Below are 11,482 nucleotides of genomic sequence, written 5' to 3'. Positions count from 1 at the left end.
GGGGAGTTTATATGTCTAAAAATTTTAAAATAGCTTTATGTCAAACTATGGTAAAGGATGACAAGGATTGCAACTTAAAAAAAGCTTTAGAATTTATAGAAGAGGCAGCTAGTAATGGTGCAAATATTATTTCTTTAGGTGAGATGTTTATATGCCCTTATAGAAATGATGTATTCAAAGAATATGCTGAAGAAGAAGCTAGTAGTATTACGCTTAAATCTATATCAAAAATAGCAAAAAGACACAATGTATATATAGTGGCGGGTTCTATTCCTGAAAAAGATGGAGATAAATATTACAATACTTCATATGTTATAGGCAAAGATGGAAATATTATAACTAAACATAGAAAAATGCATTTATTTGATATAGACATAAAGGGTGGAGTGTATATGAAGGAATCTGATACATTCTCTTACGGAGAAAACATAACTATGTTTGATACAGAGTATTGTAAAGTAGGGATTGCTATATGTTATGATATGAGATTTCCAGAAATATTTAGAATTATGGTTCAAAATGATGTAAAACTTGTAATAGTTCCAGCTGCTTTTAACAATATTACAGGGCCTGCTCACTGGGATATTATAATCAGAAATAGATCTGTAGATAATCAAATATATTTTGCAGCCGCAAGTCCAGCGAGAAATTATGATGAGACATATCTAGCTTACGGACATAGTACTGTCTGTAATCCATTTGGAGAAATTATAGGGCAATTAGATGAGAGTGAAGATATATTGTATTCTGATATAGATTTAAAGTATTTAGATAAGGTAAGGGCAGAATTACCTCTTTTAAAACACAGAAGATTGGATGTATATGATATTAATACAAAAGAATAAAATAAAAGATATAAATTATATTAGAAATTTTTGTGAATTTAATATATAATTATAATGTAATTTGAATTAATATTTACGAAGGGAGTATCAATATGAAGAAAATAAGTTTTGGTTATAATAATGCACTTGATTTTGTAAGACAAGAAGAAATCGATTTTATGCAGCCTAGTATAAAAATGGCTCATGATTTGTTACACACTAAAAAAGGACCGGGAAATGAATTCTTAGGATGGGTAGACCTTCCTCAGAATTACGATAAAGAAGAATTTGATAGAATAAAAAAGGCAGCAAACAGAATAAAAGAAAATTCAGATGTACTACTAGTAATAGGAATAGGTGGATCTTATTTAGGGGCTAGAGCGGCTATTGAAATGTTAGGCCATTCCTTTAGAAATAATTTAACTAAGGAAGATAGACAGTATCCTGAAATATATTTTGTAGGTAATAATATAAGTTCTACATATATAATGGATTTAATGGATGTTATAAAGGATAAGGATGTATCTGTAAACGTTATATCGAAATCTGGTACTACAACAGAGCCTGCTATAAGCTTTAGAATATTTAAAGAATATTTAGAGAATAAATATGGAAAAGAAGAAGCTAAAAAGAGAATATTTGCAACAACTGATACTAAAAAAGGAGCATTAAGACAACTTGCACAAAATGAAGGATATGAAACTTTTGTAATTCCAGACGATGTAGGTGGACGTTTCTCTGTATTAACAGCAGTAGGACTTTTACCAATAGCTGCAGCTGGAATAAATGTAGATGAAATTATGAAAGGTGCAAATGATGCTCGTGTTGACTATGACAATGAAAACTTAGCAGATAATAATTGTTACCAATATGCTGCTGTTAGAAATATTCTTCACAGAAAAGGAAAAAATATAGAGCTTATGGTAAACTATGAACCAGCACTTCACTTTATAGGTGAATGGTGGAAGCAACTTTATGGAGAAAGTGAAGGAAAAGACCAAAAAGGTATATTCCCAGCTTCAGTTGATTTTTCAACAGACCTACATTCTATGGGACAATATGTACAAGATGGAAGAAGAGATTTATTTGAGACGGTATTTAATGTAGAAACTCCAAAAAGAGAAGCTACTATAAAAGAAGATGATAAAGATTTAGATGGACTTAACTATTTATCAGGAAAGACTATAGATTTTGTAAATAAGAAGGCTTTTGAAGGAACTGTACTTGCGCATGCTGATGGGAATGTTCCTAACTTAGTCATAAACATACCTAAGCTTGATGAGTACAATTATGGATATTTAGTGTACTTCTTTGAGAAGGCGTGTGCTATAAGTGGATATATATTAGGAGTTAATCCTTTTGATCAACCAGGAGTTGAAGCTTATAAGAGAAACATGTTTGCACTTTTAGGCAAACCTGGATATGAAAAAGAAAAAGAAGAATTAGAAAAAAGATTAAATAAATAGAAATATAATTTTGGGGTAAAAGGTGCAATGTTAATATTGCACCTTTTATTTTTTTACATAATTTTTAATTTATAGAAAAATTTGAAAGAATTTGTTGGCTGGAGTATAATTATAACTAGATAGTATGTAATTATACTAAAATAATTGATATTTATACATGGTAATAAAAGGAGGATAAAAATGAAAAAATTTGAAAGTCAAGTTCAAATAATAAAACATGAGATATTAAAAGAAGTAGCAACACTTGCTATAAAAGGAACCCTAGATAAAGAATATAGAACTATTTATAAAAAAATAGTTAAAGGTCCTAAATCAATAACAAGATGTTGTATTTATAAAGAAAAAGAAATAGTAAAAGAAAGAGTAAAACTTGCAATGGGAGGAAATAAGAAAAATAAGAATATTATTGAGGTTATAAATAGCGCTTGTGAAGAGTGTCCTGTAAATAGATTCACAGTTACTGAAGCATGTAGAGGGTGTCTTGCTCATAAATGTTCAGAGGTATGCCCTGTAGGAGCTATTTATCATGTTGAACACAGAGCATATATAGATAATAATAAGTGTATTGAATGTGGAAAGTGCAAAAATGTATGTCCTTATAATGCAATTTCGGATGTAATGAGACCTTGTAGAAAATCTTGTGGTGCTAATGCATTGTCTATTGATGAAAATAAAAAAGCAGTTATCGATAATGATAAGTGTATACAGTGTGGTGCATGCACATACACATGTCCTTTTGGAGCAATTATGGATAAATCATTTATAGTAGATGTTATTAATATACTAAAAAAATCAAAAGAAGAAAATTTTCATGTTTATGCTGTTGTTGCACCTGCTATTTCTAGTCAATTAAAAGATGTTGGGGTTGGAAAAATATTTAATTCGATAAAAAAATTAGGGTTTGATTATGTTTTAGAAGCAGCTGTTGGAGCAGATGCTGTAGCTTTACATGAAGGGAACGAATTTGCTCATACTATTGATAAAAATGGATTGATGACTAGTTCGTGTTGTCCTGCTTTTGTTTCATATATTACTAAAAATTATCCAAATATTATAGATAAAATTTCGGATTCGGTTTCTCCGATGATTGCTATGTCAAGAATTATAAAAAATGAAGATGCTAAGGCTAAAGTAATTTTTATAGGACCGTGTACTGCTAAAAAAATGGAAATTATGCAGGATGATGTAAAAGGGAGTACAGATTATGTTTTGACATTTGAAGAATTACAAGCTATGTTAGATGCTGCGAATATAGATGTTAATGAGAGTGAAGAAGAAATTTTAGAAGATGCTTCTTTTTATGGAAGAATATTTGCTAGAACAGGTGGCCTGGTAGAAGCTGTAAAACAAGTAATTAAAGAAGAAAAATTAGATGTTGAATTTAATCCAATAATTTGCGATGGAATAAAAGAGTGTGATAAAGCTTTAAAAATAGCCAATATAAATAAATTAAATGCAAATTTCATAGAAGGAATGGCATGTAGTGGAGGTTGTATTGGAGGCGCAGGAGTGATGAATAAGAGCCCTAAGGACAAAATGGAAGTAGAAAAATATGGACAAAGTTCTGTAAAATATGGAATCAATGATTCGATAAGAAATATAAATATTAGTGAAGTTAACTTAGATAGAGAATTTAAAAAGTCTTATACAAAATAGAAAATAAGGTTTTGGTTTTACATAAAAAGAATAAGAACTAAATTAATATTCTGAATATTAATTTAGTTCTTATTCTTTTTATAATTTTATTTATCTTTTTTTAGATTCTTTGACTATAGATAATATAGCTAATAATATTAATATAACTATTACAAAAAACATCCTTGTTTGAAAGTTGACAGTATCTAACCAGTTAGTTTTATTGGTAATTTTGATTAGTTCTTTGGTATTATATTAATTTGATTAGGGAAAAATTTTCCACAAAATACCTTAATGGTGTTATAATCATAGTGCACAAAAACATAATATGAGGTGAGGGAGTATGGAGAATATAGATAAAAACAAGAAAAAAGGATTTGTACTAGTCATTATAGCGGCTGTGTTTTGGGGGTACATGGGTGTGCCTACTAGAAATTTAGGAAATTTAAATTTTGATCCGTTTGCAGTTTCTTTTTTTAGAACACTAATTGCAGCAGTATTCTATTTTTTATACTGTTTAAAGAAAAAACCGAATAGCTTGAAGGTTGATTCAAAAGGAATAATATTTTTTGTGATTTATGGGATAAGTGCATTTGCATTAACATTTATATCATACAATATATCCATAAATTATGTTTCAGTGTCTATAGGAACTGTTTTGATGTTTACATGTCCCATTTGGGTAGTAATTTTATCTCATTTTATATTTGGAGAAGATATAAATAAAAACAAAATAATAGCTATAGTATTAAATTTATTCGGCTGTTTTATGATAGCAAAGGGATATGAATTCGGTAATTTTTCACTTAGCTTAAAGGGAGTAGTATTTGGACTCATATCTGGATTTTCATTTGCACTTCAAGGAATACTTGCTAAAATAGTTGATGAAAAATATGATAAAGATTGTCTTTTGGCATATTCATTTTTATTTGGAAGTTTATTTTTAATATTTTTTGTAGACTTTAAAAATACTGTAAGTATATTTAAAAATACAAATAACATGTACTTTATAATAAAAAATATTATAGTAATAGGTTTTTTTAATACTATAATAGCCAATGGATCTTATGTAAAGGCGGTTGAGTACATAGAAGCAAGTGTGTGCAGTATAATAGTGTCGTTAGAACTTGTGGTAGCAGCAATTGTAGCATACTTTGTATTCAATGAAGTCCTTGAAATCTTTCAGGTAATAGGTATGTTTATGGTTATAGGATCTATAGTTATACTTAATATTAAGAAAAAAGAAAAGATAGATGAAGAAACAATAGAAAAAGGAACGCTTAAATAGCGTTCCTTTTAAATACAAACTTTAAGAAAGCACATATTATTATCAAAAAGCTTATATATCCGAATACAGGGTATAGAACCATAATCAAATTTGAGAATCCAAATTTGGCTAAAAATATAGATAGTAAGCAAAATAAAAAGCATAGTTTTTTTTGCTCTAGATTAAATATAGGTTTTACCCTAGTTATAATTCCAAATCCATTTCCTATTGCAGTTGTAAACATTGCAAACCAAAGTATTATAGAATATAAATATTTTCCTCTGGAATCTGAATAACTTGATATATTTAACATTGGAAGTTCTAAGGTAGAGATATCATTGTAAAGTATAAGAGATGGCATTAGTATGAATAAAGCTAGTATTCCAAGAAATAATCCACCAAGTACTCCTCCTTTTATAGCAGTTTTTTTACTATCAACTAGAGAACCAACAGATGTAAGTATTACTAAAGCGGGTATCATGTTATATCCAACGTAAGTTACGGATGATATTATGAATTTGTAATTTCCAGTTGTATTAATTTGTTTTAAGGTATTTATACAGATATCTTCATGCAAAATAACATTTGCCCCTATATAAACTATTGATATCAATAAGAACGGAACTATTACGGTATTTACAGCAGATAAACCTTTTACACTGAAAATAAATGTTATAAATGTAGCTACTGCCATAAATAGTATACCTATATTAGCATTTATATTGTATTGTTCCTCAAATATAGCACCGCTTCCAGCTAACATTATGCAATAGCCAGCTATTAGAAATAGTATTATCAAAAAATCTATTATCTTACTTATTCTTTTTCCGAATATCTTTTCTAAAAGTTCATTATAACTAGCTATTCCATTAGTATGAGCAGTTACGAGTATTATACTTCCTATTAAACAGAATAAAGCAGTTGCGATTATTATACCTATTAGACCATTTACTCCAAACTTTCCAAAAAAGTTCATAATCTCTTGTCCTGAAGCAAATCCTGCACCTATTATGGTACCCACATAAATACTTGCGATTTTGATATATGAGTTGTTTTTCATAGTATCCCTCCGTAATATAAGCTTTTATATTAAGTGTATGTATAGAAAATAGTATAATTGCAAAATATTAACAAAAAATAGAAGGTGTTTCAATAATATTTATATTTGAGCTCAATAGAAAGATATTAATACTACGCACTATAGGTTATAATTTATATAAGAGATTTATCCAAAACTAAAAGTTATTTGGTTTTACTGTAATTGTAGGAGGATATTATGAATATTAAAAAAGTATTAATAGCTGATGATGAAAAGAGAATGAGAAAGTTAGTATCAGATTTTTTAAAAAAAGAAGGATATTCTATAATAGAAGCTAATGACGGCGAGGAAGCTCTTGATTTATTTGAAAAAGAAAAGGATATAGATGTAGTTATACTAGATGTTATGATGCCAAAATACGATGGGTGGATGGTTTGTAGGAATATAAGAAAAACATCTAGAGTACCTATAATAATGCTTACAGCTAGAAGTGAGGAATTTGATGAATTATTTGGATTTGAAATGGGAGCTGATGAATATGTAAAAAAACCATTTAGTCCTAAAATACTTGTAGCAAGGGTAAATGCACTTTTTAGAAGAAGTAAAGAAGAAAAAGAAGATATTCAAGTATTTGGAAAGTTAAAAATCGATGATAATGCTAAAGTAGTTTATGTAGAAGATGAGGTCGCAGAGTTAAGTCCTAAAGAATATGAATTATTGTTATATATGATAAATAATAAAGGGGTTGCACTTAGTAGAGAGCAAATACTTAATAACGTATGGGGATATGATTATTTTGGAGAACTTAGAACTGTTGATACTCACATAAATAGACTAAGAATAAAGCTTGAAAATCAAAGTGATTTGATTCATACGGTAAGAGGTATAGGCTATAGATTTGAGGTAGAGAAATAGTGAAAAAATCTATAAAAACAAAATTATTCATAGGGATAACCAGTATAGTGGTTATATTTGTAGTTCTTTTATGGGGACTTAATTCAACTTACTTAGAAAAATACTATATAAAGCAAAAGAAAAATATTTTAATAAATGCTAGTAAAGAAATAGACTCTATATATACTGGAAATATAGAAGATATATATATAGATCTTGAAATTATTAGAAATACAATAGGCGCAAATATAGCTATAATAAGTCCAAATAGACATGTTAAGTATACATCAGTTGGAATGTATGCAAAAAGAGCATTTAATTCTATGCATACAAAGGGCATAATGAATATTAATAGAAAGTATGTATTCACACTAGAATCTGATTCAAAACTAAATATAGATTTTTTAGCTCTTACAAGTATTTTAAATAATGAAGACATATTAATACTTAAAATTCCTATGATAGCTATATCTGAAAGCGCTAATATAGCTAATAAATTTATGATATTTACGGGACTATTGGCTATAATAATAGGAATGATATGGGCGTTAATATTTTCCAAAAAGTTTACAGAACCTGTACTTCATTTGAATGATATAACTAAGAATATGGCAAACTTAGATTTTTCTAAAAAATGCATAGTTGATACGGACGATGAGGTGGGTCAGCTTGCAAATAATATAAATTATCTATCAGGTGAACTGGATAGGGCTATATCTAATCTGTATCAAGAAAATCAAAAACTTGAAGAGGATATAGAGAGAAAGAAAAAAATAGATAATATGAGGAAAGAATTTATATCTAGTGTATCACATGAACTTAAAACCCCGATATCTTTAATACAAGGATACTCAGAAGGATTAAAGGAAAATGTTATGGACAACGAGGAGGATAAGGAGTTTTACTGTGATGTAATAATAGATGAGGCTAAAAAGATGGATATATTGGTTAAAGATCTTTTGAATCTTTCTCAGATAGAATCTGGATATTTCAAATTGGAAAAAACGAAATTTAAGATATGTGATTTGGTAGATCAAACTATTATTAAGTATAAAAACATATTTGATAAAAAGAATATAGATCTAAGACTGGATAAAAACTATATGGGAAATGTTTTTGCAGACAATATTAGAATAGAACAGATTTTAGTTAATTTTATTAATAATGCAATAGATTATGTTGATGATAATAATATTATAAAAATAAGTATATACGAAAATAATGATAAAATAGGTGTATCTATATTTAATTCAGGAAAACCTATATTTAAGAATGATATAGATAAGATATGGACTAGTTTTTATAAAGTAGATAAGGCAAGGACTAGAGAATATGGAGGATATGGTCTTGGGCTATCTATAGTTAGGGCAATTCAAGAGCTTCACAACAATGAATATGGTGTTTTAAATGTCGAAAATGGAGTTAAGTTTTGGTTTAATGTAGATAAATGCTTATAAACTAAGTGAATATGTGTTAAAATAAAATTTGGCATTGAAAACATACATAGGGTTTATATTTATATATTAAAGTTAATTTGAATAAAATAAATTACTTTAGTATATTTAATAAATCCTATGTAAAAAAATTGGGATATCAGCGTTGATAAAAAAAGAACTTAAATATAAATTAAAAGAGGAATGATATTTATTATGAAATTTTCAAATCTTGGAATAAGTAAAGAGTTACAAAATGTATTACAAGAAAACAGAATAACGGAGCCTACTCCTATTCAAGCACAAACTATACCTGTTATATTAAAAAGCAAGGATGTTATGGCTCAAGCACAAACTGGAACGGGTAAGACACTAGCATTTTTACTTCCTATATTAGAAAAGATGGATCCTAATAAAGGTACTGTACAAGCTTTAATAGTTACACCTACAAGAGAGCTTGCTATTCAGATTACTAATGAAGCTAAAAAATTACAAGAAGCAAAGAATATTAATATACTTGCGGCTTACGGTGGACAAGATGTTGAAAAGCAAATTAACAAGCTAAAGGGAGGCATTCATTTAGTAATAGGTACTCCTGGAAGATTAGCAGATCATCTTAGAAGAAAGACTATAAACTTTAAAAATTTAAAAACACTTGTACTTGATGAGGCGGATCAAATATTAGATATGGGATTCATACATGAGATTGAAGAAATAATCAATAACAGTAACAAGTCAAGACAAACATTATTTTTCTCAGCGACTTTAACTAAGAAAGTAAAGTCTTTATCAGGAAAATATATGAAAAAACCTGAATTTATTAAGGTTGAAAGTCAAAAGGTAACTTTAGATGAAATACAACAGATAGTTATTGAGACTACTGACAGATTAAAGCAAGATGCACTTTGCCATGCAATAGATGAGCATAAGCCTTTTATGGCTATAATATTCTGTCGTACAAAGCGTCGTGCTCAAATCCTTAATGAAGCTTTAAATGAAAGAGGATATGATTCAGACGAACTTCATGGTGATTTAACTCAACCAAAACGTCAAAGAGTAATGAAGAAGTTTAGAGATCTTAAATTACAGTTTTTAGTAGCAACTGATATAGCTGCTAGAGGGCTTGATATAGATGGGATGAGTTATGTATTTAATTATGATGTACCAGAGGATGCAGAGAGCTATATACATCGTATAGGAAGAACTGGTCGTGCTGGTAAAGATGGAGTTGCTATTACTTTCATTGCTCCTAAGGATCAAAATTTACTTGCGGATATAGAGCAGGGAATAGAGATGAAGATACAAAAACAAAGATATGAAAAAGAAGGTAGTGAAAATTCTTTTGTAGAGGTTAAAAAAGCATTTAAACCTAAGAAAAAAGAGTTTCATAAAAAAGGCACTGGCTTCAAGAAAAAAGGTAGCGGATTTAATAAAAATAAAAGACCTAAAAGATAAATAAAATAATAAAGCAGGTATAAAAAAAATATAAATGTCATATATTTACAATATAGATTTTTTCACGAAGGGGAGAAATGAAATGATTAAATTCAAATCATGTGTATTGTATTTATTGGTATTTATATTTTTTTTGTCTTCAACATCTTATGGACAACCTATCACGAATGCTCAAATTGTTACTGAAAAACAGACAGAGTTTACAGGAAATTTACTAAGGTTTAAGGCCTTATCTGAAGGAAGTAATATGCAATATAAGTGGAGTATATTAAAGGACTCATGTGTTATTTATACAAAAGATTATAGTGAAAGCAATGTATTTGAATATCCTGTTACATCTGAAGGTACTTATTATGTAGGGGTTAGTATTAAAGATGGAGATGGAAATGTTGTAACTTGTGAATCTCAAAAGGTAAGTGTGGTAGACAAAATAAAAATAGAGACTCCTATAGAGCCTCCTAAGGTTAAAACAGCAGAAGAAATAGATATAGAAAATGTACAAGCCTATGTAAATAATACTAAGAATTTAAGTAGTCAAACGGATAGACTTATATGGGTAGATACTGCGAAAAATATGGTATATATATTCAAAGGTAAATCTAAAGAGTGGAAGCTTGAAAAGAAGATGGTTTGTACAGATGGTAAAGACTCTACTCCGACTGTTAAGGGTGATTTTACTGTTAAGGGGAGGGCCCCATGGCTAACTTCGTATAATGGAAAGGTAAAAGCTAAATACAAGGTCAACTTCTACGGGAATTATTATTTTCATTCAATATTATTTGATTCAAAAGGAACAAGAGTAGTAGATTCAAGACTTGGAAAATCTTTATCTCATGGATGTGTAAGACTTAGTGTTGAGGATGCAAAGTGGATATATGATTATATACCTGATAAAACTGCTGTTCATGTAAGTTAGAATAATTTAAAGGCATAAAATATTAATCAAAATTAGCTACCTAGATTTCGTACAAACGAAATCTGGGTTATTTTTTTAGGGTCTGTTGGTTATTAAAAATTAAAACTTCATCCCCTATTTTTACCATAGAATAAAANATGAAAAGCTCGGAACTGAAAAACTATCAGCAAATTTATTTAACATGGATAGTTTCCCTGACCAATCTCAAATTAATATTCTTTTAAGGCGAATGAATGCTACAAATATATCTCAATTCTGGAAATGTTCATTGCTCACATAGATTCAAAGACCTTCTAAATTCTTCTTTGGAAAAATATAGATAACAATTGAAAATAGGTAAGTTAATCATACGCGGAGATAGCGGATATGGAACTGAGGAAATAATAGATATGGTATCCTCTATATTAAAATTAAAATTCATTATAAAAGGATACTCTTCTAAAACAGCAAAAACATTGCAAAAACTATAGACATATCAGATTATGCTCAAGCAGATAAAACTGCTAGGGTATATGAGATTCCAAACACTGTTAGGAATAGGATTATAATAGTT

General features: G+C 28.8%; 9 protein-coding genes. 8 read left to right on the top strand and 1 reads right to left on the bottom strand.

Annotated elements, in window-relative coordinates; all coding sequences use genetic code 11:
* Positions 1-11: 11 nt before the first annotated feature.
* From WJW32_RS09785 to WJW32_RS09770, 4 genes are all read left to right on the top strand, one after another.
* Positions 12-845, top strand: coding sequence for a carbon-nitrogen hydrolase family protein (locus WJW32_RS09785; RefSeq protein WP_340257787.1), 834 nt, complete (start codon positions 12-14; stop codon positions 843-845).
* Positions 846-937: 92 nt separating this feature from the next.
* Positions 938-2,290, top strand: a complete 1,353-nt coding sequence (locus tag WJW32_RS09780) for a glucose-6-phosphate isomerase (protein WP_340257785.1) — start codon at positions 938-940, stop codon at positions 2,288-2,290.
* A 180-nt stretch (positions 2,291-2,470) separates the two neighbouring features.
* The gene (locus tag WJW32_RS09775; RefSeq protein ID WP_340257783.1) at positions 2,471-3,946 is read left to right on the top strand and encodes a 4Fe-4S dicluster domain-containing protein; all 1,476 of its coding nucleotides are present in this window, start codon (positions 2,471-2,473) and stop codon (positions 3,944-3,946) included.
* Positions 3,947-4,268: 322 nt separating this feature from the next.
* Entirely contained in the window at positions 4,269-5,213 is a 945-nt protein-coding gene (locus WJW32_RS09770) for a DMT family transporter (protein WP_340257782.1), read from the top strand.
* Here the strand turns inward: WJW32_RS09770 and WJW32_RS09765 are convergent.
* Positions 5,206-6,252, bottom strand: coding sequence for a YkvI family membrane protein (locus WJW32_RS09765; RefSeq protein WP_340257780.1), 1,047 nt, complete (start codon positions 6,250-6,252; stop codon positions 5,206-5,208). The genes WJW32_RS09770 and WJW32_RS09765 overlap by 8 nt on opposite strands.
* Positions 6,253-6,468: 216 nt before the next feature.
* On the opposite strand from WJW32_RS09765, the gene WJW32_RS09760 reads away from it, so the two are divergent.
* The 4 genes from WJW32_RS09760 (at position 6,469) to WJW32_RS09745 (ending at position 10,929) form a co-directional block, all read left to right on the top strand.
* Positions 6,469-7,146, top strand: a complete 678-nt coding sequence (locus WJW32_RS09760; protein ID WP_340257779.1) for a response regulator transcription factor — start codon at positions 6,469-6,471, stop codon at positions 7,144-7,146.
* A complete protein-coding gene (locus tag WJW32_RS09755; RefSeq protein WP_340257777.1) occupies positions 7,146-8,582 on the top strand; it encodes a HAMP domain-containing sensor histidine kinase in 1,437 nt (478 codons plus the stop codon). Before WJW32_RS09760 ends, WJW32_RS09755 begins: the two co-directional genes overlap by 1 nt.
* A 192-nt stretch (positions 8,583-8,774) precedes the next feature.
* Positions 8,775-10,013: a DEAD/DEAH box helicase gene (locus WJW32_RS09750; RefSeq protein ID WP_340257775.1), complete on the top strand. Its 1,239-nt coding sequence runs from the start codon at positions 8,775-8,777 to the stop codon at positions 10,011-10,013.
* 82 nt (positions 10,014-10,095) lie between these two features.
* The gene (locus WJW32_RS09745) at positions 10,096-10,929 is read left to right on the top strand and encodes a L,D-transpeptidase (RefSeq protein ID WP_340257774.1); all 834 of its coding nucleotides are present in this window, start codon (positions 10,096-10,098) and stop codon (positions 10,927-10,929) included.
* The last annotated feature ends 553 nt before the right edge of the window (positions 10,930-11,482 follow it).

This window comes from Tepidibacter sp. Z1-5 (genome assembly GCF_037844525.1).
Taxonomy (GTDB): Bacteria; Bacillota; Clostridia; order Peptostreptococcales; family Peptostreptococcaceae; genus Tepidibacter_A.
Note: the sequence above shows the minus strand (reverse complement) of the source record. Positions and strands in the feature narration are given on the sequence as shown.

Bases quoted from the DNA above. Each gene is read 5' to 3' on its own strand.
- WJW32_RS09785 (WP_340257787.1), top strand. From the start codon at position 12: ATGTCTAAAAATTTTAAAATAGCTTTATGTCAAACTATGGTAAAGGAT.
- WJW32_RS09780 (WP_340257785.1), top strand. From the start codon at position 938: ATGAAGAAAATAAGTTTTGGTTATAATAATGCACTTGATTTTGTAAGA.
- WJW32_RS09775 (WP_340257783.1), top strand. From the start codon at position 2,471: ATGAAAAAATTTGAAAGTCAAGTTCAAATAATAAAACATGAGATATTA.
- WJW32_RS09770 (WP_340257782.1), top strand. From the start codon at position 4,269: ATGGAGAATATAGATAAAAACAAGAAAAAAGGATTTGTACTAGTCATT.
- WJW32_RS09765 (WP_340257780.1), bottom strand. From the start codon at position 6,252: ATGAAAAACAACTCATATATCAAAATCGCAAGTATTTATGTGGGTACC.
- WJW32_RS09760 (WP_340257779.1), top strand. From the start codon at position 6,469: ATGAATATTAAAAAAGTATTAATAGCTGATGATGAAAAGAGAATGAGA.
- WJW32_RS09750 (WP_340257775.1), top strand. From the start codon at position 8,775: ATGAAATTTTCAAATCTTGGAATAAGTAAAGAGTTACAAAATGTATTA.
- WJW32_RS09745 (WP_340257774.1), top strand. From the start codon at position 10,096: ATGATTAAATTCAAATCATGTGTATTGTATTTATTGGTATTTATATTT.